At 46.9% G+C, this 23,733-nt stretch carries 21 protein-coding genes; 8 read left to right on the forward strand and 13 right to left on the reverse strand.

The annotated features are described in order from the left end of the window. Nucleotides 1-21 precede the first annotated feature (21 nt). The 6 genes from hfq to CWE13_RS06750 form a co-directional block, all read right to left on the reverse strand. Nucleotides 22-273, reverse strand: coding sequence for an RNA chaperone Hfq (gene hfq / locus CWE13_RS06725; protein ID WP_126807064.1), 252 nt, complete (start codon nt 271-273; stop codon nt 22-24). A 228-nt stretch (nt 274-501) separates the two neighbouring features. Beyond that, nucleotides 502-1,482 carry a tRNA (adenosine(37)-N6)-dimethylallyltransferase MiaA gene (gene miaA / locus CWE13_RS06730; protein ID WP_126807066.1) on the reverse strand — a complete coding sequence of 327 codons (981 nt, stop codon included), beginning with the start codon at nt 1,480-1,482 and terminating at the stop codon, nt 502-504. Continuing rightward, a complete protein-coding gene (mutL, locus tag CWE13_RS06735) occupies nt 1,482-3,365 on the reverse strand; it encodes a DNA mismatch repair endonuclease MutL (protein WP_126807068.1) in 1,884 nt (627 codons plus the stop codon). Before mutL ends, miaA begins: the two co-directional genes overlap by 1 nt. 5 nt (nt 3,366-3,370) lie before the next feature. Next, nucleotides 3,371-4,732, reverse strand: coding sequence for an N-acetylmuramoyl-L-alanine amidase (locus tag CWE13_RS06740; RefSeq protein ID WP_241973647.1), 1,362 nt, complete (start codon nt 4,730-4,732; stop codon nt 3,371-3,373). Between the two features lie 20 nt (nt 4,733-4,752). Beyond that, nucleotides 4,753-5,232 (reverse strand): tRNA (adenosine(37)-N6)-threonylcarbamoyltransferase complex ATPase subunit type 1 TsaE, encoded by a 480-nt coding sequence (gene tsaE / locus CWE13_RS06745; RefSeq protein WP_126807072.1) that lies wholly within the window; start codon nt 5,230-5,232, stop codon nt 4,753-4,755. Next, nucleotides 5,229-6,770 (reverse strand): NAD(P)H-hydrate dehydratase, encoded by a 1,542-nt coding sequence (locus tag CWE13_RS06750; RefSeq protein WP_198677904.1) that lies wholly within the window; start codon nt 6,768-6,770, stop codon nt 5,229-5,231. The genes tsaE and CWE13_RS06750 overlap by 4 nt, the downstream gene beginning before the upstream one ends. Nucleotides 6,771-6,882: 112 nt before the next feature. Between CWE13_RS06750 and queG the strand changes: the two genes are divergently transcribed. Then, the gene (gene queG, locus CWE13_RS06755; RefSeq protein ID WP_126807076.1) at nt 6,883-8,046 is read left to right on the forward strand and encodes a tRNA epoxyqueuosine(34) reductase QueG; all 1,164 of its coding nucleotides are present in this window, start codon (nt 6,883-6,885) and stop codon (nt 8,044-8,046) included. Here the strand turns inward: queG and CWE13_RS06760 are convergent. Further along, nucleotides 8,043-8,249, reverse strand: coding sequence for a YheV family putative zinc ribbon protein (locus tag CWE13_RS06760; protein ID WP_126807078.1), 207 nt, complete (start codon nt 8,247-8,249; stop codon nt 8,043-8,045). The two genes, queG and CWE13_RS06760, sit on opposite strands and share 4 nt — an antisense overlap. A 108-nt stretch (nt 8,250-8,357) precedes the next feature. Here CWE13_RS06760 and CWE13_RS06765 point away from each other — a divergent pair, with 108 nt between their 5' ends. Further along, on the forward strand, nt 8,358-10,256 hold the full coding sequence (locus CWE13_RS06765) for an ATP-binding cassette domain-containing protein (RefSeq protein WP_126807080.1): 1,899 nt from the start codon (nt 8,358-8,360) through the stop codon (nt 10,254-10,256). 60 nt (nt 10,257-10,316) lie between these two features. Here the strand turns inward: CWE13_RS06765 and ptrA are convergent, their stop codons facing one another. Then, nucleotides 10,317-13,214, reverse strand: coding sequence for a pitrilysin (gene ptrA / locus CWE13_RS06770; RefSeq protein WP_126807082.1), 2,898 nt, complete (start codon nt 13,212-13,214; stop codon nt 10,317-10,319). 166 nt (nt 13,215-13,380) lie between these two features. Between ptrA and CWE13_RS06775 the strand changes: the two genes are divergently transcribed. After that, entirely contained in the window at nt 13,381-13,590 is a 210-nt protein-coding gene (locus tag CWE13_RS06775; protein WP_126807083.1) for a YheU family protein, read from the forward strand. 10 nt (nt 13,591-13,600) lie between these two features. Here CWE13_RS06775 and cysQ read toward each other — a convergent pair whose 3' ends face one another. Both cysQ and nudE read right to left on the reverse strand, forming a co-directional pair. Continuing rightward, complete coding sequence (cysQ, locus tag CWE13_RS06780; protein WP_126807085.1) at nt 13,601-14,419, reverse strand: 3'(2'),5'-bisphosphate nucleotidase CysQ; 819 nt, start codon at nt 14,417-14,419, stop codon at nt 13,601-13,603. 11 nt (nt 14,420-14,430) lie between these two features. Then, nucleotides 14,431-15,003: an ADP compounds hydrolase NudE gene (gene nudE, locus CWE13_RS06785; protein WP_126807087.1), complete on the reverse strand. Its 573-nt coding sequence runs from the start codon at nt 15,001-15,003 to the stop codon at nt 14,431-14,433. A 64-nt stretch (nt 15,004-15,067) separates the two neighbouring features. Between nudE and yrfG the strand changes: the two genes are divergently transcribed. Both yrfG and sthA read left to right on the forward strand, forming a co-directional pair. Then, the gene (yrfG, locus tag CWE13_RS06790) at nt 15,068-15,724 is read left to right on the forward strand and encodes a GMP/IMP nucleotidase (RefSeq protein WP_126807089.1); all 657 of its coding nucleotides are present in this window, start codon (nt 15,068-15,070) and stop codon (nt 15,722-15,724) included. 58 nt (nt 15,725-15,782) lie between these two features. After that, entirely contained in the window at nt 15,783-17,192 is a 1,410-nt protein-coding gene (gene sthA / locus CWE13_RS06795; RefSeq protein ID WP_126807091.1) for a Si-specific NAD(P)(+) transhydrogenase, read from the forward strand. On the opposite strand, the gene envZ is transcribed toward sthA, so the two are convergent. From envZ to greB, 3 genes are all read right to left on the reverse strand, one after another. Beyond that, on the reverse strand, nt 17,167-18,477 hold the full coding sequence (gene envZ / locus CWE13_RS06800; RefSeq protein WP_157980942.1) for a two-component system sensor histidine kinase EnvZ: 1,311 nt from the start codon (nt 18,475-18,477) through the stop codon (nt 17,167-17,169). The two genes, sthA and envZ, sit on opposite strands and share 26 nt — an antisense overlap. Before the next feature lie 5 nt (nt 18,478-18,482). Then, nucleotides 18,483-19,208 carry an osmolarity response regulator transcription factor OmpR gene (ompR, locus tag CWE13_RS06805; protein ID WP_126807095.1) on the reverse strand — a complete coding sequence of 242 codons (726 nt, stop codon included), beginning with the start codon at nt 19,206-19,208 and terminating at the stop codon, nt 18,483-18,485. Between the two features lie 112 nt (nt 19,209-19,320). Next, a complete protein-coding gene (greB, locus tag CWE13_RS06810; RefSeq protein WP_126807350.1) occupies nt 19,321-19,797 on the reverse strand; it encodes a transcription elongation factor GreB in 477 nt (158 codons plus the stop codon). A 222-nt stretch (nt 19,798-20,019) separates the two neighbouring features. Here greB and csrA point away from each other — a divergent pair, with 222 nt between their 5' ends. From csrA to CWE13_RS06825, 3 genes are all read left to right on the forward strand, one after another. Continuing rightward, complete coding sequence (gene csrA, locus CWE13_RS06815; RefSeq protein WP_126807097.1) at nt 20,020-20,199, forward strand: carbon storage regulator CsrA; 180 nt, start codon at nt 20,020-20,022, stop codon at nt 20,197-20,199. A 144-nt stretch (nt 20,200-20,343) separates the two neighbouring features. Continuing rightward, nucleotides 20,344-22,716 carry a Tex family protein gene (locus CWE13_RS06820; RefSeq protein WP_126807099.1) on the forward strand — a complete coding sequence of 791 codons (2,373 nt, stop codon included), beginning with the start codon at nt 20,344-20,346 and terminating at the stop codon, nt 22,714-22,716. Between the two features lie 55 nt (nt 22,717-22,771). Then, nucleotides 22,772-23,689 carry an AEC family transporter gene (locus CWE13_RS06825; protein ID WP_126807101.1) on the forward strand — a complete coding sequence of 306 codons (918 nt, stop codon included), beginning with the start codon at nt 22,772-22,774 and terminating at the stop codon, nt 23,687-23,689. Nucleotides 23,690-23,733: the final 44 nt, after the last annotated feature.

Genomic DNA, 23,733 nt, shown 5'->3' on the forward strand with positions numbered 1-23,733 from the left:
CATTGTTCCTTTATGAACAATTTAATCGTTTTCGTTCTCGTCCTGCCCAAGTTGAGGCGGATACTGACTCGGTGTCCGCGCAGGCACGACGGTTGAAATCGCATGTTTATAAACCATCTGGCTCACAGTATTTTTTAACAACACCACAAATTGATCAAATGATTCAACTTGGCCTTGCAGCTTAATACCATTCACGAGATAAATAGAGACCGGAATTCTTTCACGACGCAGTGCGTTCAAAAAAGGGTCTTGCAAGGTTTGCCCCTTTGCCATAGTTGGCTCCTTTATTTTATTAGTATTGTTACGGGTGCCACTGCCATATTACGCTTCGCTATCCCTGTGTATAATTGTGCTGTAGAGCGAAAAAACTGCTCTGTAAATATGAACACAAACTTAGTGTAGCAACAAAATTCAATTTTAGTCCAAATTGATCTTGGGCTTTTTTTTCTAATTTTCAAGAGCTTTTCATTAATAAGTAGTGGCCGCTTGATGAGAACTGTTTTATTTTATCCATTCTTGCGGCGCTAAAGGCGCTTTGCGTAAGGCATTCAGTGCGGTTGTTTCGTAGCCTTCATTGAGTGAATCAACCCACGTTAAGCCCGGCCAAGAACGTAGCCATGTAATTTGCCGTTTGGCCAATTGGCGAGTTGCAATTATCGCTTTATCTTTCATTTCAGCCGCGCTCAACTCACCTTGTAGGTGCAGCCACATCTGCCGATACCCCACAGAGCGCATTGACGGTAAATCTAAATGCAGATCACCGCGATCTCGTAGCTTCTTCACTTCATCGGCAAAGCCAGCATCTAGCATTAGCTGAAACCGTTGTTCAATACGCTGATGTAAGATTTTCCGATCAGCCGGTGCTACTGCAATTTGCCAAGTAGGCAGCATTAAGCCCGGCTGTTGTGTTTGCGTTAACTGGGTCATTGTTTGCCCAGTTATTTCATAAACCTCAAGCGCTCTAAGTAGACGCTGCGGGTCATTTGGGTGGATGCGCGCGCCAGCTACCGGGTCGATGGCACATAACGCTTGGTGCAAAACTGCCCAGCCTTCACTTTCCGCCCGTAACTGCAATTTTTCTCTGATCGCCGCATCAGCCGCCGGTAACTCCGATAAGCCCGCAAGTAACGCACGAAAATACAGCATGGTGCCACCCACCAGCAGCGGAATTTTCCCTCGCTCGCGAATTTTTTTAATTAATACTAATGCATCAGAACGAAAATCAGCCGCCGAATAAACTTCGGCGGGATCTCGAATATCAATTAGGTGATGCGGGCATACGGCTAACTCTTCGGAAGTGGGCTTCGCAGTGCCGATATCCATATCCCGATATATAAGAGCAGAATCAACACTTATCAGTTCCACCGGAAGCTTTTTCGCTAAGGCCATGGCGAGCGCAGTTTTACCTGCCGCAGTTGGCCCACTTAAACAAATCACGCCTTGCTGTAAATGTTCCGATAATTCAGCGATATCTATACTCATTAAACTTCCTTATCAGCGCCGAAACTATTGCGCCAATTTAACGGCCGCAGCAATTTCTGCCAGTTTGGGGATTGTTGAATGAGCTGCAACCATTGCTTAGCTTCTGCAATTGAGTATTCCGATTTTAATGCTTGGGTGGCAAGCCAATCGGCAAGGTTCGAATCGCTTAACTTCTGGGCGAACGCATCTTTTTCATGGTTCTTATGGCTATCCACTAAATCCGCGAGAATAGCCAATAACTTAGGTATGGTTTGGCCCAAATCACCTTTGCGTAGAGCCTCCGGCACCTGCTTAATGGTTAGCTGATACTGATCACCACGCAATCGTTTTTGCTCGAATAACAACCCACAACGGCTGAGCACAGCGGGGAAATTCAAAATCTCCGCCCGTTCAACCTTAAGTTGTACCGGAACCAACAATGGTTGCCCTGATAAACCAATGATTAGTTGTTGCCGAATCCTTTGAGTTTGCACTCGCAAATGCGCTTGCTGAATGTCCAAAAGGGTTAACTCATCACCTGCTTGCATTAACGCCCAGCGATCAGCTAATAAACTGAGTAGTTTATGCGCCTCATTAAATTCGCTTCCTCGTACACTTTCTAGCGCTGAATCGCCGGCGTCTTTTGTGCTTACTTCCGGAACCCTTGTTGCATACAAGCTTTGATAGGCTTGTTGTTCTTTCAGTTGCTCACTCGAAGGTTTCGTTGCCGTGCCACGAAATGCCCCCGGCAGAATACTGCGGCCACTTGTGGCTGGCGTTATAGAACTTTGTTGTGGCAATTCTTTGCTTGCTGGTTCTGGCGCGACCTCGTGTTTCGGCGTCAGCTTCGTGTATTCATAATGGTGTTCATAGGCATGCTGTTGTTCACTGATATATGGCGCCAGCGCTTGCCGAATTTGCAACAATACAAAATCATGTACTTGCCGAGCGTGCTGAAAACGAACTTCATGTTTCGCTGGGTGCACGTTCACGTCTACATCATTTGCTGGCAAGGTGATATAGAGAATATATGTTGCCTGCCGATCGTTACTTAAACTATCACCATAAGCTTGGCGTACCGCATGATTTAAGAGTTTATCTTTCATCATTCGGCCGTTTACATACATATACTGGACATCAGTTTGATGCCGGCACGCTTGCGGTGGTGCAATCCACCCACGTATTGCTACTGCGTGCTCGTCATTCGCTTCTGGAGCCCACTCAATATGAAGAGCTTCATCGGCGAAACGTTTGCCCGCTATTTGCCGCAAACGCGAAAGCAATTTCTGATCCGTATTTGCACTTGGGTAGTGGCGCAATAGTTGTTGATTATGATTGAGTTGAATATCAACTTCCGGACACGCTAAAGCGATTCGGCGAACTACTTCATCAATATGTCCAAACTCAGTTTTTTCGGTACGTAAAAATTTGCGCCGTGCAGGCGTATTAAAGAAAAGATCTTGAACATCAACGGTAGTACCATTCGGATGCGAGGTAGGTTCGAGCGTAACTTGCATATCTCGGCCTTCACACCAAGCTTGCCATGCCTCCGTTTGGTCCGCTGGTTTCGAACTTAACCGCAGCCTCGATACTGAACTAATACTGGCGAGAGCTTCACCACGAAAACCTAAACTATGAATCGCTTCTAAATCATCAAGCGTTGCAATTTTACTCGTGGCATGGCGCGAAAGTGCCAGTTCTAACTCATCTTTCGGAATACCGGAACCATTATCACGAATCCGAATTCGCCGTGCTCCGCCTTTTTCGATATCGATTCGCAGCTCAGTTGCGCCCGCATCAATGCAGTTCTCAACAAGTTCTTTTACAACCGATGCCGGCCGCTCTACTACTTCGCCCGCAGCGATCTGGTTGGCAAGCTGCGGCGGTAATAATCGTATTGCCATAGCATCTACCTTCCAAGCGGGATTTCAAGTTGCTGGCCAACGCGAATCGTATTACTGCGCAAACCATTGTGCTGCTTTATTGTATCTACCCTAACACCATACCGAGCGGCAATAACCGATAGCGATTCGCCACGCGCAACAACGTGCATTTGTATACGCGATTCAGCCAGCGACGTGCCGGCTACTGGGTTCCGAATAAAAAATTCACGGATTCCTGCATATAACGCATTTGCTAAGCGATCTTGATGATTGTTGTTTATTAAAAGGCGTTCTTTTTGCGGATTAGAAATAAAACCAAGTTCAACCAGCACCGAAGGTGTTCGAAGCGCGCTCAATACGCCAAAGCTCGCACCTTCTGGGCGATTTCGATGCAAATTAGTAACACGTCCTAATTGATCAAGAATGATGGTAGCCGCTTCATGGCCGTCGGCCATTGAGTTATCGCGAAACATATCTAAAAAGGCTCTGTTCAAATAAGGATCTTCTTCACCATCTTGCAATATGTGCTCAACATCAATCAATTCTTCACTCAAACGTTCTTTATTCTCGAGCGCCCGGCCAAGTTCCGTATCGGAACGCCGCTTGGATAACACCCATACCGAAGCACCGCGAGGCTGTGGTGTAGTAAACGCATCAGCGTGTAACGACACAAAGAAATCAGCACGTTCACGGCGCACCACACTGGTTCGTTGCGCCAACGATAATGATTGGTCACCCGTTCGTGTTAACACCGCGCGCATCCCTGGATCAGCATTAATTCGCGCCGCGAGTTTGCGAGCAACCGCTAACGTTACTATCTTTTCATACGTGCCGGCCGGCCCAATGGAGCCAGGATCTCGCCCGCCATGGCCAGCATCAATAGCGATCACTAAAGGCCGAATCGGAACTGTATCTAGCGTACGCGGTACTCGTGGTTCATTGCTAGTAGCCGCTGGGCTGCTTGTTTGCTCCGCGGGTAATTGTTGAGAAGTATTGGTAGCGCCCGCGATATCCACAACTAACCGGTGTCCGGAGTTTCCGGATGGGCCCAAAGGAAAAACTTCAGGTGCAACAGCACCGCTAATTTCTAATACTACACGCGAGGTACCAGCCCGCGGGGAGCCACTCGGCCGAATAACCCGAACCACATCAGAAGCAATTTCCACACCGCTCAGATCAACGCGGTTTTCAGTGTTCTGAAAATCAATCACGATCCGATAAGGCTGATTATCAAATATGGTGAAATAGGTATAGGTAGGTTCCGCCGAAAGATCGAACACTACCCGTGTTTTTTCTGCTGATGGCCAAACTCGCACATTCTCAATGGATTGCGCAATACTCGCAGACGACCACAACAAAGCGCAGCTAGCCAAAAGCCAGCTGAGCAAAATAAATTGCCAACGTTGTTTTACAACAGATGTTTTAATAACGCTTCCCCAATATCGCTGTATGCTGCAAGCTCAGCTAAACGCCCGCTTTCTGCAGGTCTTAATGTTATCACTAAATCGGCTTGTGGCAGGATTCCGAAACCGCGCTCAGGCCATTCCACCAAACACAAGCTATCTGCTCCAAAGTAATCACGAATGCCCATAAATTCAAGCTCTTCCGGATCACCTAAGCGATATAAATCAAAATGATATACGCGCCAATTCGCCAGCTCATAAGGCTCAATTAGTGTGTATGTTGGGCTTTTAACGGCGCCCTCGTGCCCCAGTGATTGAATAAAGCCGCGGCTAAAGGTAGTTTTGCCTGCCCCCAAATCACCGCGTAAATAGATAACCGCAGGCGTTACACAAGCCTTCGCAATGTTCGCGCCTAAAGCCTCCGTGGCTTGTTCATCGGCCAGTGGCAACGCCACTTGCGCTTGAACACTATTGCTATTAGTCATACTACATCATTCCTAGGGTTCACAAAGCGCGGAATTTCCGCAATTACATCGGTTGCTAGCATTCCCCGGCTATGCCCCCGAGCGGCATATTCCGCCGCGAGGCTATGCACTAACACTGCTGCCTTGGCTGCCGAATCGATATTTAAGCCTAGCGCCGGTGCTTGCGCTAACAACCCGGCAATAATACCGGTTAATACATCGCCCATGCCAGCAATTGCCATCGCAGGCGTTCCATGAGTACACACGGCAGTTCCCGATGTGCCGGATATTAAACTACCCGCGCCTTTCAATACCACTGTTCCGATTAAAAGCTCTTGTAAAGTATCGCTCGCTAACCAACGGTTTTGTTCAATATCAACGATTTGGCATTGCAATAATCGAGCTGCTTCGCCCGGATGTGGGGTAAATACATTGCCTTCCGATAAAGGCAGATCGTCGCCATCACGCAGGTTCATCGCCAGTAAATTTAAAGCATCGGCATCAATTACTGCTGGCATCGGTTTTTCTTGTGAGCGTTGGCAAAAACGTTGCCACCACTGCCGCCCCCAATGGCTTTGCCCTAAACCAGGACCTATTGCAATGACACTCGCGCGTTCAACAAGTTCATCAGCTTCTGCCGCATCCGCGTGCAAGCCTCGCACCATAAGCTCGGGTTGAATGCCAATCAAAACCTCTTGGCCCGGCTCGCAGATAACAGTTACTTTACCCGCACCGGTTCGTAACGCTGCGGTAGCGGCCAACCGAACCGCACCCGCCATCCCTGCGCTACCCCCAATTACAACAACATGGCCAAAGTTACCTTTTTGACAAACCTTTTTCCGTGGTGATAAATCATGCACTAATTGGCTTTTTTGCAACCACCAAGCCGCAGGCTCGGTTAGTAACCTAAATTCACGTTGAATACCGAGATCAGCAAACCACAGCTGGCCAATATAATCGGCCGCCATGGCCGTTGTTAGGCCACGTTTAACGGCCACCATAGTAACCGTATGGCTTGCCACCACGGCCACGCCCATCACCACACCCGTGTTTGCGTTTAAACCGGACGGAATATCGATCGCTAACACCGGTAGCGCTGAATCATTCACCGCTTCAATACATTCGCGAATATCTCCCGAAACTTCACTATTCAAGCCAGTTCCCAGCAATGCATCCACAATATAATCCGGATCTTGTTCAAGCCAATCGGCCAAGGGCTCAATTTCGCCTCCCGCTTCTAGCCAACCTTGAATAGCGCGTTGGCCTTCGGCACTTTTCGGCTCGCCAATAGCAAACACACGCACGGTGTAGCCTTCGGCAATCGCCAGTTGTGCCAATACATAGCCATCGCCTCCATTATTGCCGGGCCCACACAGAACAGCGATTTCTGCATCTACCGTAATTTGCTGTTGCAAGCATTCCCATGCTGCAGCGCCTGCATGTTGCATTAACTGCCACAGATCTAACCCCGCCCGAGCTGCGGCTTCGCCTTCGAACTCAGCCACCTGTTCCGGCAAATAAAGTTGCTGTGGTATGCTGCGGGTTAACGATGTTTGCACATGCACTTCCTTCTTGTTTTAGTTCGGCGTTTTAGTTCAGCGCCAAGTGCCAACCGAACAACCTGTGCTGACACTACTTTCTATCCACAGCATACGATAAATTGAGTACAAAATGACACCTGACTACCACGGATTAACAGAAAAAATTAAACAATGGGGCATTGACCTCGGTTTCCAGCAGGTGGGTATTAGTGATCTTGATTTGTCAGCGCATGAAGAAAAGCTGCAAGAATGGCTTGATAAGAAGTATCACGGCGACATGGATTACATGGAGCGCCACGGCATGTTGCGGGCGCGGCCAGCAGAGTTGCACCCCGGTAGCTTGCGCGCTATTTGCGTGCGCATGGATTATCTTCCCGAAGGCGCGCGTTTTGCCGCGGTATTGAAACAGCCACAGCTAGGTTATGTAAGCCGCTACGCCTTAGGCCGCGATTATCATAAAGTTCTGCGCAAGCGGTTGAAACAGCTAGGCGAAAAAATCACCAAATTCATCCAAGAAAACCGCAACGATTACGATCTTGATGCAGATTTCCGCCCTTTCGTTGATTCTGCACCAATTCTAGAGCGCCCACTTGCCGAGAAGGCTGGGCTCGGGTGGACCGGTAAACATACATTGCTACTCGATAGTGAAGATGGCTCTTGGTTCTTCTTAGGCGAGCTATTAATCAATCTGCCGTTACCCGTTGATAAACCGCAGCCCGAGCAGTGTGGCAGTTGCACGGCTTGTATCACTATCTGCCCCACCCAAGCGATCGTTGAACCTTATGTAGTTGATGCTCGGCGCTGTATTAGTTATCTCACGATTGAACATGCGGGTGTTATCCCTGAAGAGTTTCGTAAACCCATGGGGAACCGGATTTACGGCTGTGATGATTGCCAACTTGTTTGCCCATGGAACCGCTACGCAAAACCAACGCCGGAAACAGATTTTCTCCCGCGGCATGAACTGCATACGCCAGATTTGCTCGAATTGTGGGCTTGGGATGAAGCGCGATTTTTACAGGAAACGGAAGGTTCTCCCATTCGCCGTATTGGCTATGAAAAGTGGCAACGGAATTTAGCGATTGCCATGGGCAATGCGCCAACCAACGCAACCGTTATTGAGGCACTATCAGCGCGTTTAGAAACTGCCAGCGAGATGGTAAAAGTACATATTGAATGGGCTCTGGGACAACATGAGCAACACTTAAATGAGAACAACACCGAGCATAAGCATTCACGCTTAACCGAGCGCCTTATTCGTGTTGTTGAAAAAGGCCTACCGCGTGATGCTTAGGGTTTAAACACGCCAATAACCTGATCGCGCGATACATTCGAAGATTTTTCTTCGCTTTGCATATCCGCTTCGCTCATATTGTAATCGCACTCCACACACTGTGCGTGTTCTTGCCCATCTTCCGTAAACACCATCAATGAATCTTGGGCTTTGCAATGCGGGCATGTAGCACCTGCGATAAATCGCTTTTTCGTGCGGCTCATAAATATTCCTGTTCTCTATTTTAGTGACTATTTCTACTACTGCGTTGAATACCGAACTGCGGTATCATACAGGCGTTTTTTACCCCAAAATTTGGATATCTAGTAGTTATGATTCAAGCCGATAACCTAAGCCTCATTCGTGGCGGCCAACAACTGCTCAAAGAAGCACAGTTTAGCATTTTTCCCGGCCAACGTATTGGCTTAGTTGGCGCGAATGGCTCTGGAAAATCGTCTTTGTTTGCGTTAATTCGTGGTGAATTGAAGGAAGATGATGGCCAAATTCATATTCCCAGTGGCTGGCGTATTTCTAGTGTAGCGCAAGAAACACCTGCACTTGATATACCCGCGCGCGCTTATGTAATTAGCGGCGATGCAGAGTATACGCAAATTAAAGCGGAACTGGATGAAGCCGAAGCAAAAGCTGACGGAAATGCTATTGCTAGCTTGCACGGCCGCCTTGATGCAATCGGCGGTTATCATATAGAAGCGCGAGCGGCGATGTTACTCGCCGGCTTAGGCTTTACGCAGGAACAACTTGATGCGCCAGTGAAAAGCTTCTCCGGTGGTTGGCGAATGCGGTTGAATTTAGCGCAAGCACTGATAGCGCGTTCTGATTTATTACTACTCGATGAACCCACGAACCACTTGGATCTTGATGCAATCGTTTGGCTAGAAAGCTGGCTAAAACGATTTGAAGGCACAGTAATTGTAATTTCCCATGACCGTGATTTCATTGATGCGGTAGTTACGCACATTATCCATATTGAACGTAAATCAACATTTTCATACAGTGGTGATTACACTAGCTTTCAGCGCCAGCGCAGTGAACGGCGAGCTCAACAGCAGCAGCAATATGCAAAAGAGCAAGCTCAACGAACACACCTGCAAAGCTTCGTAGACCGCTTTCGCGCACAAGCAACTAAGGCAAGGCAAGCGCAAAGCCGGTTAAAGGCACTAGAAAAACTAACAGCAACGGCGCCGTTGGGTGATCAGGAGCCCTTTGATTTGAGCTTCCCGGAGCCCTCAAAGCTGCCCAACCCACTGATTCAGCTTGATAATATTCAAGCAGGTTACGGCGATGTTACGATATTACGCAAAATCCACCTTAACTTAGTACCTGGTAGCCGTATCGGTTTGCTTGGCCGCAATGGCGCAGGTAAATCAACGCTCATGAAAATGCTTGCAGGTGAGTTGCCCCCACAGCATGGTGTGCGGCAAGTAAGTGCGGGCTTAGTAATTGGCTACTTTGCGCAACATCAGCTCGATACCTTGAGTTTGCAAGACCACGCTATCGCCCATTTATACCGCATCGACCGCAAGGCGCCAGAGCAGGCATTGCGCGATTACCTTGGCCGCTTCGGCTTCACTGGTGATCGCGCCTACGATCCTGTGGGGCCTTTTTCAGGTGGCGAAAAAGCTCGCTTGGTGTTAGCGCTCCTCATTTACCAAAAGCCGAATTTACTATTACTCGATGAGCCCACAAACCACCTTGATTTAGATATGCGTGAGGCCTTGGTAAGCGCTTTACAAGAGTTTAGTGGCGCGATGGTTATCGTTTCCCATGATCGGCACTTCCTGCGGGCTACCGTTGATGATTACTACTTGGTAGCAAATGGAGAATCAGCTGCATTTAAAGGTGATCTCGATGATTATTCGCGTTGGTTGGAGCAACAAGCCGCCGCACAAAAAGCGTTAGATACTACTGATAACAGTGAAAACCCAGATTCGGCTCAGAATAAGAAAGCGCAACGCCAAGCTGCGGCGCAACAACGGCAGCAGCTTAAACCGCTTCGCGATAAATTGAAAAAAGCCGAATTAGCGATGGAAAAAGCAGAGCTGCGTTTGCGTGAACTGGAAGCGAAGTTAGCCGATACGGATTTGTATCAAGCCAGCCAAAAAGACGAACTAACCAAAGTTCTGCAAGAGCAAGCAAAAGTGAAAGCCACCCTTGAAACCGTTGAAAGTGAATGGTTTGAAATCAGTGAACAATTAGCTGAGTTAGAATAACTTCACCATGAGATACAAAAAAGCCCGCTACATAGCGGGCTTTTGCGTACTCAGTAGCAATTACTGTTGTGATTCACTCCAAGAAGTGAAATCTTCAATTACTAATTCATTTTCAATAGAACCGAAATCTTCTTCAGCAAATTTGGTGCCACGCATTTGAATCAAAACGCGAGTACCTTCACCATCGACGATTAGCGATTTATAAAATGCTTGCACATCAGCCAAGCTAAGTGCACGCAATGCTTCTGCCATACGTTCTTGAGTATCAAAGCTATAACGCTCATTTGCCCAATCACCACTGTAACGGCCCGCTTCTTGGCCAAGTGTTTGCGGTGGCTGCAGCAAATCGGTAAGCGCACTGGTACGAACCTGAGCAAACTCGTCTTCAGTTAACTCTTCTAAGCGCGTTGCATAATCACTACTGAACTTATTAAAGCGCTCAAGCAAGCCTGCAGGGCCACGCACCGGGCTTTGAATATAGAAACCTACACCTGAGTAATCATCTAGGTTAATCCGCGTAGCACCCACGGCATAGCCAAGTTGATCTTCAGTACGCAATTCAGTGAAGAAGCGATTGTGCATTAACTCTGATAACAGCCAAGCTTTCGCACGCGAATCGAGGTTATCTTCAGGGCTCAACCACACATCTAAAATGGCTGCGTCTTCCAGAGTAAGATTATCATTCCAAGTTAAACGCAACTCATCGGTTGGTTCTACGATTGGTGCACTGCGGTATTCCGCTTCGGCATCAACACCAACCAACTCAGCAACTTTACGTGTTAACGCTACTGCATCAGCATCGCTGTAATTACCAAATGCAAAGGTACGAATTACGTTACCTTGCAATAATTGATCACGCATAGCGATAACCAACTCTTGGTCTACTTCTGCTAGAGCGGCCAACTGGTCCTGGTAGCTTGCAGAAGGCAAACGCATGATTTGATTAAACGCTGGGAACAATTGCTGCATTGGGAACTGCAAACGTTGGTTCTGGATGCTACGGCGTAAACGATCAACCGATTGAGCAATCGCATTGCTTGATGGTTCAAACTCAGCAAAGCTAGTAATTACCCGTTCCGCAAGTTGCGCTTGTTTATCGTTAAAACCAGAAAGGCGAAGCGTTAAGCCGTTTCCAGCCGACAAGCCAAATCCGGTTCCCGCAATCGATGCTTCACGCGAGAGTGCTTGCTGCGATAAACCAAACGTATCCATTAACACTTGAACCGCAACTTGCTCTTGAATTGAACGTTCAAAAGTAGGCTGGAACATGCGAACGGTTACTTCGGCACGCGGCTCTGCAAAACGATCGCTTCGCTTCAACCAAACTGAAATCCCAGGTTCATCGAGAAGTTGCTGCGGTTTGCTATGCACTTCTTCAGCAACCAAGCTCAAATCTTCAGGAAATAAGGTGTTCGCTGAAGGTAAAGAAACCACGTAATCTTGCGCGGCTACACGCCAATTCGCGTAATCTTCGTCAGTAATTGGCTTCACGCTATAGTTACCATCGAAGTAGTACATTGATTGATCAGTTTCTTCTTGCGGCGATACATACCATACGCGAAGGTTGTCGGTGGTAAGTTGCGCCAGCACGCGATCTACTTTTTCAGCGTCGTAATCTTCTAAACGATATGCATGATCAATAACATGATTAAACGGGTAGTAAAGAAGGTTTGAAGCCAACGACGTTGCATAATTAAATGCACCCGTACGGCGTAAGAACGTAAACTCATTGTTTAGAACAGTAGCCAATTCAGCGTGATATTTCTCATCAACACCTTCTGCGCGAATCTGTTCGATATAGTGCAACAACACACCAATGATGGTATCGCGATGCTCCATACCAGCTTCCGTAAGGGTTACCGCGATTTGGAATCGACCCGCATTACCGTATGAGTTGGCGCTAGCACCAGCCCCTAGGCCTTCGATCCAGCCTAACTCACGAAATAAAGCCGCAGGTGTGCCCGGCATTTCTGAGTTAATCAGGTGCGCAACCAAACGATTTGGTTTTGCGAGGTAATCTTCCATGTTGTTTTCAATTGTGAAATCAAGCATTACTTGACGCATTTCCATTTGCGGCTTGTAGAAGATTTTTTGTTGTAACTGCGCAGGCGTAGCTGCAGGCACAGAAATTTCTGGTACTTCAGCATTATGATTTGGAATCTCTGAAAACGCTTCTCGAGCAAGCATCTCTAGTTCATCTAATGAACGATTGCTTACAATACTCGCAGTCATCAGATTCGCTGAGTAATACTGCTCATAGAATGCCAGCATTTCTTCGTGTAACTTGCTGTTTTCTTTATCCGATAACGTTTCGTTGTTACCGATACGGAAACGCGCAATTGGGTGCTCTGGATTCATTAAGATATTGTTCAGAGAGAACAAGATGTAACCATCAGAGGCTCGGCGCATGGACCACTCAGAATCCACCGCGTTAACTTCTTTTTCAGCATATTCAGGATAGAACTTAGGTGCTTTAAAGAAATCAGCGAAGCGATCTAATGCCTCTGGTAGCGCATCGTTGTTCACTTCCAACATATAGTTGGTGTGATCATCAGCGGTATAAGCATTATGCATACCGCCGTTGCGCGACATGAAATCGCCATACTCGTCTGGATCTGGGTATTTCTCCGTACCCAAAAACAGCATATGCTCGAGATAATGAGCGAGCCCTAATTGTTCATCAGGATTTTGCATGCTACCGGCATAAACTGCTAAGGCTGCACCTGATTTTTCAGCTTCCGAATCGCTAACGAGCACGATACGTAAACCGTTATCGAGTTCTAACGCACGATATTCGCGAGCATCATTCGGACTAATGTGAATGGTTAGTGGGTCAACAGCGGCTTGCTCTGGCGCTGGCGAAGGTTGGCAAGCTGCAAGCAGCATAGTGGCCGATGCTACAATAGCAAGGGCTCGAACCGTTTTAGAAGCAGCAGAAGCTGCATTTCGCACAAACATGAGGTGTTCCTGTATTGTTGTTAATATAAAACATTACACTTAGGTATTTGTTATTATTCTGCTCTCAAGCGAAAGAAGCAATACGTAGCTCAAGTATAAGCCACTTTAATTGTAAACGAATGTGATCCATCCCTTTAAAAGCACGAATAAGAACCTTAGGTAAACCATGAAAATTCCTTATCAAGAAATCGATCCAGAAACCTTAGAGCAATTAATACAGTTTTTCGTTTTACGTGAAGGCACCGATTACGGTGAAGAAGAGCGTAGTTTGGAAGAAAAAGTAGCCGATGTGCGGAAACAACTTGAGAATGGCGAGGCTATTATAGTTTATTCCGAGCTGCACGAATCGGTGAATATCGTACCGGCAACAAACTAGGATATAGCGGTTAACCGGTTGCTTTCGCTGGAAACACTCGCTGCCAATCAATGGCCGGATCACCTAACACCAGAAAATCAGGGTTTCCTGTGTCTGAACTCTGGTTATAACTCAATGGCTGAAAGTGAGTATTTACTAACGTCCCGCCTGCTTCATCGATCAATACCTCTGCCGCGCCCGTATCCCATTCTCCCGTTGGCCCAATACGCATAAACACATCAGCACTGCCCTCAGCAACAAGCGCTGATTTTAATGCACAGCTACCGGTATGTATCACTTCAATAGGTTGCTTGGAACGGTAACGATCTAGAATTTTCTCTTTCGGCTGCCTGCGGCTCAATGCTACTACGATTGGATCCGTTGCTGGATTTTTTAACTTGCGAACGTGAATTTGGTTGCTCCCGGCACCATCATTCCGGAATGCGCCGTGCCCACGTACCGCATAATACAAACGCTGCTCCGTCGGCCAAGCAATCATCCCTAACACCGGCACGCCACTTTCAATTAAAGCAATACTCACAGCAAAATCACCGCTACCAGCAACAAACTCTTGGGTACCATCTAGCGGATCAACCAGCCAATAACGTTGCCAATTTCGGCGCACTTGCCATGGTTGGATTGCTTCTTCGGAAAGCACTGGAAAATCCGGCGTTAGTTGCTGCAATCGCTTTACGAGCAGATCGCTTGCCGCATAATCTACCGTCGTTACCGGTGAATCATCGGGTTTTTCGTAGGTTTTAAAATTACCCTTCTGGTAATACTGCAAAATCAATTCAGCGGTTTCTAAAGCAATATCACTGAGTGGCGTTATGAGCTTACTGTATTCCATGCGCTTGGTTCCTATTTACTTTGCTGTGAACGCCAACGCTGCATCAATAATAAAGCGGCAACACTGCGCGCTTCGGTAAAATCAGGTTGAGCAAGCAATTCATCAACGGCATCAATTGGCCAAGGTACAAGCTCTAACGGTTCTGGTTCATCACCTTCTAACTTTTCTGCAAATAGCCCCTCGCCGATGAACAGTGTCATGTTTGCGGAAAAAAAGGCCGGCGCCATGCTCACTGATTTCATAAGCGTAAAGTGCTTCGCTCCGTAGCCAATTTCTTCTTTCAACTCTCGCTGAGCGGCTTGTTCCGGTGTTTCACCAGGGTCAATTAAACCTTTGGGGAAGCCAAGTTGATAGTTGTGCAGCCCGGCTGCATACTCACGTACGAGCAACATAGTATTTTCGTCGAGTAACGGCACAACTAAAACAGCGCCGCGGCCACTGCCCTGCATGCGTTCATATTGGCGTAACTCACCATTACTAAACTTTAAATCAATCGCCTCAATGCGCAGCAGCCTACTTTTCGCTACAATCTGTCGCGAGAGAATGACGGGAACTTGCTTTTCTTGCATAGGTTTAGAAGACATGCAGATACCAAAAGTAGTTTCGAACTCATTAACCATACTACGAACTTAAGGAAGGGAAAAGCCCATGCTTGATTGGTCTGCCATTGATACCGTTTTACTCGATATGGACGGAACCCTGCTCGACTTACGTTACGATAATAACTTTTGGAACGAACAACTGAAATTTCACTACGCCCAGAAAGAGCAAATTAGTGTCGAAGAGGCCCATCATCGAATTAGCCAAGAATTCAAGAAAGTGGCGGGAACGCTCAATTGGTACTGCTTAGATTATTGGGAGCAAACACTGCAGTTGCCAATTCGTAAGTTAAAAGCAGAAACCGCAGAGTTAATTGTGTTTCGGCCGGATACACCTGACTTTCTCACTGATCTGCAACAAGCCAACAAACGAGTAGCGATCATTACCAATGCGCATCCCGATGCTTTGGCATTAAAAAACCGACATGTCCCGCTCGAAAACTTGTGCCCGCAGCAATTCTCAACCCATCAATTTGGCTACTGCAAGGAATTTCAAGAGCTATGGCAGAGCCTGCAATCGGAGTTTCCTTTTGATCCGGAAAGAACACTATTCGTTGATGACGGCGAGCATATTTTAGATAGTGCAAAGCAGTTTGGTATTCGCTACACCTTGGGTATTTCAAATCCAGATAGCGGTTTACCTGCAAACAACTTTCAACGCCACCCGCAAATCAGTTCATTTGCTGAGTTACCAAAACTTGGTTGATGAAGCTATTTTTTCCAGCCATTATTGATATTAATGCTTTCGAATACAGGAATAATTCATGGCCACACAACATCATTTTGATTCAGTAGTAATTGGTTCTGGCCCTGGCGGTGAAGGCGCCGCTATGATGCTCGCAAAACGTGGACAAAATGTGGCTATGATCGAAGCGGAAGAGCGCTTAGGGGGTGGTTGTACCCATTGGGGCACTATTCCCTCTAAAGCGCTGCGTCATGCGGTAAGCCGACTCATCGAATATAATGCCAGCCCGCTTTTTTCACGCCAGCAAATGCCACATAAACTTACCTTTTCAGAAATACTGAAATACGCCGAATCAGCAATTCGTAAACAAGTTAAGTTACGCAGCTCCTTTTATGAGCGCAATTCCGTAACCGTTATCCATGGCGTAGCTAGTTTTGTTGATGCGCATAGTTTGCGGATAACGCATCCCGATGGTTCGATAGATACTATTACTACCGATAACGTTGTTATTGCCACAGGATCTCGCCCATATCGGCCACCCGGCATCGATTTCAGCCACCCGCGAATCTACGATTCGGATAGCGTTTTATCGCTGAAGCATGACCCGAAAAACATCATCATTTTTGGTGCGGGCGTTATTGGCTGTGAGTACGCCAGTATTTTTAGAGGCTTAGGTGTGAAGGTCGATTTGGTGAACATGCGCGAGCGGTTGCTCTCATTTCTAGATACGGAATTTTCCGACGCGCTTAGCTACCATTTGCGTAATAGCGGTGTGGTTATTCGCCATAACGAAGAATTCGAAAGGATAACCGGACGCGACGACGGTGTGATCTTGGAAACGAAATCCGGCAAACGTATTTTTGCCGATTGTTTACTGTTTGCCAATGGCCGATCCGGTAATGTAGAAAAGTTGAATTTGAAAGCGGTAGGGTTAGAACCAAATGAACGCGGTCAACTTGAAGTAGATGAAAATTATCGCACTGAGGTTGATCACATATATGCTGTAGGCGATATCATCGGCTATCCAAGCTTAGCCAGCGCCGCATACGATCAAGGTCGCTTCGCCGCAACCGCGTTAATTGATGGCAGTTGTGAAAGCAAATTGGTTTCCGATATCCCCACTGGAATTTACACCATTCCAGAAATTAGTTCTGTGGGTGCAACGGAGGAAGAACTTACCGCCGCCAACGTGCCTTATGAAGTGGGTAGAGCTCAATTCAAGCATTTGGCGCGCGCGCAAATCGCCGATACTTTGGTAGGTAGCTTGAAGCTGTTGTTCCATCGCGAAACGAAAGAGATACTCGGCGTACATTGTTTCGGCGAACGTGCTTCTGAGATTGTGCACATCGGCCAAGCTATTATGGAACAAGAGAATGGTGGCAACACGATTGAATACTTCGTGAACACTACCTTCAATTACCCAACAATGGCTGAAGCATATCGGGTAGCTGCGTTAAATGGGCTTAATCGAGTTGGTCCAGCGAGTTAGGGTAACGCGGTAGCGAGATCTTGATGTTGAGCCCGCCATCAGTTTCGTTGCGGGCTTCAATTTTACCTGAATGCATCAGCGTAAAGCGCTTCACAATCGCGAGGCCTAAACCCGAGCCTTCGTCACTACGGGCAGTATTTCCGCGCGTGAATGGCTCGAACATACTTTCCAGCTGTTCCTCGGGAATGCCCACACCGTGGTCGCGAATACTAAACCACACATATTCCTCATCAAAACTAAGGCCGCTTTGAATTTCAAATGGTTGGCTACCATAGCGCTTTGCGTTCACCATCAAGTTGGCAATAATGCGCTTGATTGCTACCGGCTGTAACTCCATATCGGGCAATCTTTGCAGATTCAAGTTAATCAAATCTTGTTCGATATATTGCGAGGACGTGACCACTTCTTTCAGCAAATCGTTCAGATTACAGAATTCAAAACCTACCCGCTCCCGCGCTCGAGCGAAATCGCTAAACTGCGCTAAAATACCATTCAAATCATCAATATCACTAATGATGCCCTCTACGAGAGGATCGGAATCGTCCATCATTTCTGCAGCTAAGCGGATACGGGTTAATGGTGTGCGCAAATCGTGCGATATCCCCGCTAACAGCAAAGCACGATCATCTTCTACTTGGCTCATTGTGCGCGTCATACGATTAAAAGCGCGAATAACCGCCTGCAATTCACTCGCGCCTTTTTCTGGTAAGCGCTGAGGGTAATCACCACGAACCATTTGTTCAGCAGCATATTCAAGGCGTTTTAATGGTTGGTTCAATGAACGCGCAAACCAAGCAGCACCAATAACGCTGAATAAGCCAATGAGGAGCAGGAAAACAATCAACGGAGAAAAGCGGCCATCGTCTAGATAGGCCATAGGTACTCGAAACCATCGCGGATTACTCGAAGTTTGCACCCAAATATATAACCGGTCTTGGCTACCTATACGAATTTCTGCAGACTCATTCAACGTTTCGTAGAACAATTCAGAGAGAAAGGAATACGGCGTAGCTTGCAATAGGCCGTTTTGCTGAGCTTCGGCGTAGCTAAACGATTCAACGCCACTAAGTTGATTAATATTAATTTTAACCCGCTCGTTGCTTTGCTGTTCCGCCCACTGCGCTACGAGCACGTGTCGAGCGAGTAAATAGCTCAGCTGATTAACACCTGGCTTAACAACATAAACGGTAAGCACGATATAGGTAAGTGCTAAGTTTAATACTAGAACAGCTGCAATGAGCGCCATAGTACGCGCAAACGCAGTGCGCAAAAACAGCCTTTTCATAGCTGTTAGTTTTCCACCGAGCCATCTGGAATAAACACATACCCTAGGCCCCATACAGTTTGTATATACCGGGGCTTGGATGCGTCAGTTTCAATCATACGCCGTAAACGCGAAACTTGAACATCAATACTGCGTTCCAACGCACTATAATCTCGGCCACGCGCTAAATGCATCAACTTATCTCGTGATAATGGCTCACGCTGATGCGTAACTAAAGCTTTCAATACAGCAAATTCCCCACTAGTGAGCGGAAGCATGTTGTCACCCGAATATAATTCCCGAGTTGCTGTATTGAACCTAAACTTCCCGAAGCAGAAATCATTAGTATTCGATGTTGGTGCTCCCGGAACTTCTCTTTGTTGCCGCTTCAACACGGCACGCGCTCTTGCCGCCAGCTCGCGAGGATTAAATGGCTTCGCTAGGTAATCGTCAGCGCCCATTTCTAGGCCGTAAATACGATCCATCTCGCTGCCTTTCGCTGTGAGCATAATTATCGGTATATTGTTCCCGCTTTCGCGCAAACGCTTACATATCGAAATGCCATCTTCGCCTGGCAGCATAAGATCTAAAACCATCAAATGAAATTTTTCTCGAAGTAGTAATCTGTCCATTTGCTCGGCTTCGGCAGCTACGCGAACAGAAAACCCTTGCTCCTGAAGATACCGCTCAAGCAAAGCCCGCAGGCGAACATCATCATCCACAATAAGAATTTTATCGTCCACTTCGGCCATGTACTTTCCTGCACTTTATTATTTAATTTAATTGCTAGGGAATATATTCAAGCAGTTTAAAAGGCTTATGCACTGAAGGCAAACAAATGCTTTCTAACCCACATTTAAACTTTTAATCTTGCTCATACCATATTTTATTTACAAACCATTGCTTCATCCCAGAAGGCGTTGGCACCTCCGCCTCGTCATCCATTTGCTTTTTCAGCAGTGCACGCGCCATTGGGGAATCAATCGAAATGTAATCACTGCGCCCATATATTTCATCGGGCCCAACAATTCGCAACCGTTTTACTTCTCCCTGCGAGTTCTCAATCTCTACCCAAGCACCAAAGAAAATGCGCCCTGCCTGTTGCGGGTTATATTGTACAACGTTCACTTGCTCCAATCGCTTGCGTAGATAACGAATACGTCGGTCTATTTGTCGAAGAAGTTGTTTGTTGTATTTGTAATCGGCATTTTCCGAGCGATCTCCTAAGCTCGCTGCCCACGCAACTTTCCGGGTCACCTCAGGCCTTTCCGTGCGCCACAAGTGATCGAGCTCGCGCTCCAATTCCGTGTAACCCTTACTAGTAATCAGGTTGGTTTGCATATTAATCCCCATCATGCGACACCAGTTGTCGCATAAGTAGAATTTTTGGTACGATACTTTATAACAGTAGTGTATGATCTTTGACAGATAAACATCGTGCTGATAAAAAGTCATAGTTACAGTAACCAAAGCTCAAAGATTAAGCTTTGCTTTTTAGAAGATAAATTATACAACAAGAGCCTAGATATATAGGTCCTCCCTCTGCGCTAAGGAAAATTGTAAATGCTAATTCTTACCCGCCGCGTTGGCGAAACGCTCATGATTAATGATGATATCAAAGTAACCGTACTCGCTGTTAATGGAAATCAGGTTAAAATTGGTATTGATGCGCCAAATAACGTTGCGGTTCATCGCGAAGAAATTTACTTACGTATAGAAGCAGAGAAGCAGGCAAAAAACTGAGGCGAACATTTATTCCTCATACGCGCACCCAGTTTCCTAAATAAAGTTTCTGTTGGCCACAAACAAGCCCCGTTATAGTTCTCCCCGGCGGCCCCTCGTGGTAGTATCAGTAGCATTATTTTTCGCAGAAACGGAAGAAGTTGAATGTCTGCTGCTCGTGTAAATATAGCCAAAGTTATCGCCGATGAACTTAATGTTCGTGAAAACCAAGTTACCGCAACTGTTGCCTTACTCGACGACGGTTCCACCGTTCCATTCATTGCGCGGTATCGAAAAGAAGCCACTGGTGGCCTCGATGACATTCAACTACGCAGTTTAGCCCAACGCCTTACTTACCTGCGCGAGCTTGATGAGCGCCGCCAAGTTATTGCTAAAAGTATAGCCGACCAAGATAAACTTACCCCTGAGTTGGCGCAGGCTATTCACCAATGTTTAAGTAAAACAGAATTGGAAGATTTATACCTTCCGTTCAAACCAAAACGCCGCACCAAAGGCCAAATTGCAATAGAAGCGGGTATAGAGCCTCTTGCCGAAACCTTAATCACTGCCAATGACGATCCCGATCAGCTTGCGCATTCCTTCTTGAATGCCGATGCGGGGTTTGCCGATACCAAAGCTGTTTTAGAAGGTGCGCGCTTTATCCTGATGGAACGGTTCGCGGAAGATGCTCAATTGCTGAAATCAATTCGCAGCAAACTTTGGCGTGAAGCGAACATCGAATCAACAATGGTGCCGGGCAAAGAGAAAGAAGGTTCTAAATTTAGAGATTATTTTGCTTATCAAGAACCCTTACATAAAGTTCCTTCGCATCGGGCTTTAGCGTTACTGCGAGGCCGTAATGAAAGCGTTCTACAAGTAAAATTAAACCCCGATCCTGAGCAGGATGATGCGGTTCGAACCAGCCAATACGAAATCATTATCGCCAATCATTTTAATTTCGATACTAGTGATACCGCTGCCGGTTTATGGCGCAAACAAACCATACAATGGACATGGCGAGTGAAAATCTTGCCACGTATGGAAACGGATTTGCTCGGGCAATTACGCGAAATTGCCGAAACCGCAGCTATCGATGTCTTTGCCCGTAACCTAAAAGATCTATTAATGTCTGCACCTGCGGGCCTACGACCCACGCTTGGGCTCGATCCCGGCCTACGCACGGGCGTTAAGGCAACGGTTGTTGATGGCACCGGAAAACTTTTAGGCAGTTCCACGATTTTTCCCCATGCACCACAAAATCAATGGGATAAATCTATCCGCACGCTGGCTGCTTTATGCAAACAGCATAAAGTTGAGCTTGTTGCTATTGGTAACGGTACTGCTTCGCGGGAAACCGATAAGTTAGTCGCTGAACTCATGGCGGCAAATCCAGAATTGAAGCTTACCAAAGTAATGGTGAATGAATCCGGCGCCTCGGTTTATTCTGCTTCTGAACTCGCTTCGCTGGAGTTTCCTAATTTAGATGTTTCCTATCGTGGCGCCGTTTCTATTGCTCGCCGATTGCAAGACCCACTCGCTGAGCTGGTAAAAATTGAACCGAAAGCTATTGGTGTTGGCCAGTATCAACATGATGTAAGCCAATCGCAATTGGCGATGAGCCTAGATGCGGTTGTTGAGGATTGTGTGAATGCTGTTGGCGTAGATGTAAATACTGCATCGGTGCCCCTACTCGCACGCGTGGCCGGATTGAATCGGAATTTAGCACAAAACATTGTCAACTATCGCGAGCAAACCGGCACCTTTAGTAGCCGTAAAGATCTACTTTCAGTTCCGCGTATGGGGCCGAAAAGCTTCGAGCAAGCCGCCGGTTTCTTACGCGTGATGGCGGGAGCGAACCCACTTGATGGATCAGCTGTGCATCCCGAAGCCTACCCAGTTGCTGAGCGCATCGCCGCAGCGAACCAGCGTGATATCGCTAATATTATTGGTGATTCCGGTTTCTTAAAGAGTTTAAACGCTCAAGATTACACCGATAGCCACTTTGGTGTGCCTACTGTGATCGATATTATTCGAGAATTAGAAAAGCCAGGCCGCGATCCTCGCCCAGAATTCAAAACCGCTGAATTTAAAGATGGTGTCGAAACTATTAATGATTTAAAAATCGGTATGACCCTTGAAGGCGTGGTTACCAACGTAACTAACTTTGGTGCATTTGTGGATATTGGGGTGCACCAAGATGGTTTAGTTCATATTTCTGCTATTTCCGACAAGTTTATCAACGACCCTCACGAAGTGGTAAAAGCTGGCGAAGTCGTGAAAGTGAAAGTGATGGAAGTTGATGCCGATCGGAAGCGTATTGCCTTAAGCATGCGTTTGCACGATCCCGTTACTCCGGAAACTAGCAGTGCGGTGAAAGCTTCCACCAATACGGGAGAAAAATCACCTTCACGCTCGCGAAATACAACGAATAAACCAGCACCCCAACGGAACAATAGTTCCGGTAGAAGCGCATCGGGAAACAATGCGCCAGTAAACAGCGCGTTTGCCGATGCCTTCGCCAACGCGAAAAAGCGCTGAGGCTAAGCAGAGCCATGCGATATGAGCTTTTGAGGGTGTATAAGGATATTTTAGTATGAGTGCGATGCTTTTAATTCTGGCCTATTTGGCCATTGGCCTCGTGCTAAAGCGCACCCACTTAATGCCGGTAAACACTGGCCAAGTGTTAAATCAGTATGTGATTAACGTGGCCGTTCCGGCCATGATTTTACTGCACTTACCGCATCTTGATATCACTCGATCGATATTAACACCCGCCATTATGCCCTGGGTGTTATTTCCGATTTCCATCGGCTTAGTGCTCTTATCTGCAAAAGTATTTAAGTGGTCGCGCGAGCTTACCGGCGCGCTTCTGATTGTTGTGCCTTTAGGGAACACGTCGTTTTTAGGCTTTCCTATGGTAGAAACTTTCTTTGGAACTGCTGGCCTGCCCTATGCTGTAATTTATGATCAAGTAGGTTCGTTTATAGGCCTCGCGTTTTTCGCTACTTTTTTTGCCGCTGTTTATGGTAAACGAGATGATGGCAGTGAAGAAAAGCTCAGTAAGCTGAGTATGGCTAAACGCTTGGTTACATTTCCACCGGTAATTGCGCTTGTCGTCGCGTTACTTTTTGGCATGCAAACCTATCCCGGCATTCTTGAGACGCTGATCAGCAATCTCGCCGCCACTCTAGTGCCGGTCGTTATGATTGCCGTTGGTTTCCAATTGCAGTTTCGCATTCCACGTAGCGATTTATTGCCATTTTCGATTGCCATGGTGATTAAGCTGCTCATCCTCCCTGCTGCGGCATTAGCCATTATTCGTATCTTTGATCTAAATGATTTAGCGGCTCAAGTAACCGTTCTAGAGGCCTCGATGCCATTCATGATTACCGCAGGTGCAGTGGCGATAAGCGCAGGGCTTAAGCCACGCTTTGTGGCATCGCTTGTAGGTTATGGAATACTCGTAGGATTAATTACCGTGCCGATTTGGGCATGGATCTTAAACGCTTAAACGAAAAAGGTGCGCCGTAAGCGCACCTTTTTCAAAGCCGATAT

This window comes from Aliidiomarina shirensis (genome assembly GCF_003987345.1).
Lineage (GTDB): Bacteria > Pseudomonadota > Gammaproteobacteria > Enterobacterales > Alteromonadaceae > Aliidiomarina > Aliidiomarina shirensis.

Bases quoted from the DNA above. Each gene is read 5' to 3' on its own strand.
- hfq (WP_126807064.1), bottom strand. From the start codon at position 273: ATGGCAAAGGGGCAAACCTTGCAAGACCCTTTTTTGAACGCACTGCGT.
- miaA (WP_126807066.1), bottom strand. From the start codon at position 1,482: ATGAGTATAGATATCGCTGAATTATCGGAACATTTACAGCAAGGCGTG.
- mutL (WP_126807068.1), bottom strand. From the start codon at position 3,365: ATGGCAATACGATTATTACCGCCGCAGCTTGCCAACCAGATCGCTGCG.
- tsaE (WP_126807072.1), bottom strand. From the start codon at position 5,232: ATGACTAATAGCAATAGTGTTCAAGCGCAAGTGGCGTTGCCACTGGCC.
- queG (WP_126807076.1), top strand. From the start codon at position 6,883: ATGACACCTGACTACCACGGATTAACAGAAAAAATTAAACAATGGGGC.
- CWE13_RS06760 (WP_126807078.1), bottom strand. From the start codon at position 8,249: ATGAGCCGCACGAAAAAGCGATTTATCGCAGGTGCTACATGCCCGCAT.
- CWE13_RS06765 (WP_126807080.1), top strand. From the start codon at position 8,358: ATGATTCAAGCCGATAACCTAAGCCTCATTCGTGGCGGCCAACAACTG.
- ptrA (WP_126807082.1), bottom strand. From the start codon at position 13,214: ATGTTTGTGCGAAATGCAGCTTCTGCTGCTTCTAAAACGGTTCGAGCC.
- CWE13_RS06775 (WP_126807083.1), top strand. From the start codon at position 13,381: ATGAAAATTCCTTATCAAGAAATCGATCCAGAAACCTTAGAGCAATTA.
- cysQ (WP_126807085.1), bottom strand. From the start codon at position 14,419: ATGGAATACAGTAAGCTCATAACGCCACTCAGTGATATTGCTTTAGAA.
- nudE (WP_126807087.1), bottom strand. From the start codon at position 15,003: ATGTCTTCTAAACCTATGCAAGAAAAGCAAGTTCCCGTCATTCTCTCG.
- yrfG (WP_126807089.1), top strand. From the start codon at position 15,068: ATGCTTGATTGGTCTGCCATTGATACCGTTTTACTCGATATGGACGGA.
- sthA (WP_126807091.1), top strand. From the start codon at position 15,783: ATGGCCACACAACATCATTTTGATTCAGTAGTAATTGGTTCTGGCCCT.
- envZ (WP_157980942.1), bottom strand. From the start codon at position 18,477: ATGAAAAGGCTGTTTTTGCGCACTGCGTTTGCGCGTACTATGGCGCTC.
- ompR (WP_126807095.1), bottom strand. From the start codon at position 19,208: ATGGCCGAAGTGGACGATAAAATTCTTATTGTGGATGATGATGTTCGC.
- greB (WP_126807350.1), bottom strand. From the start codon at position 19,797: ATGCAAACCAACCTGATTACTAGTAAGGGTTACACGGAATTGGAGCGC.
- csrA (WP_126807097.1), top strand. From the start codon at position 20,020: ATGCTAATTCTTACCCGCCGCGTTGGCGAAACGCTCATGATTAATGAT.
- CWE13_RS06820 (WP_126807099.1), top strand. From the start codon at position 20,344: ATGTCTGCTGCTCGTGTAAATATAGCCAAAGTTATCGCCGATGAACTT.
- CWE13_RS06825 (WP_126807101.1), top strand. From the start codon at position 22,772: ATGAGTGCGATGCTTTTAATTCTGGCCTATTTGGCCATTGGCCTCGTG.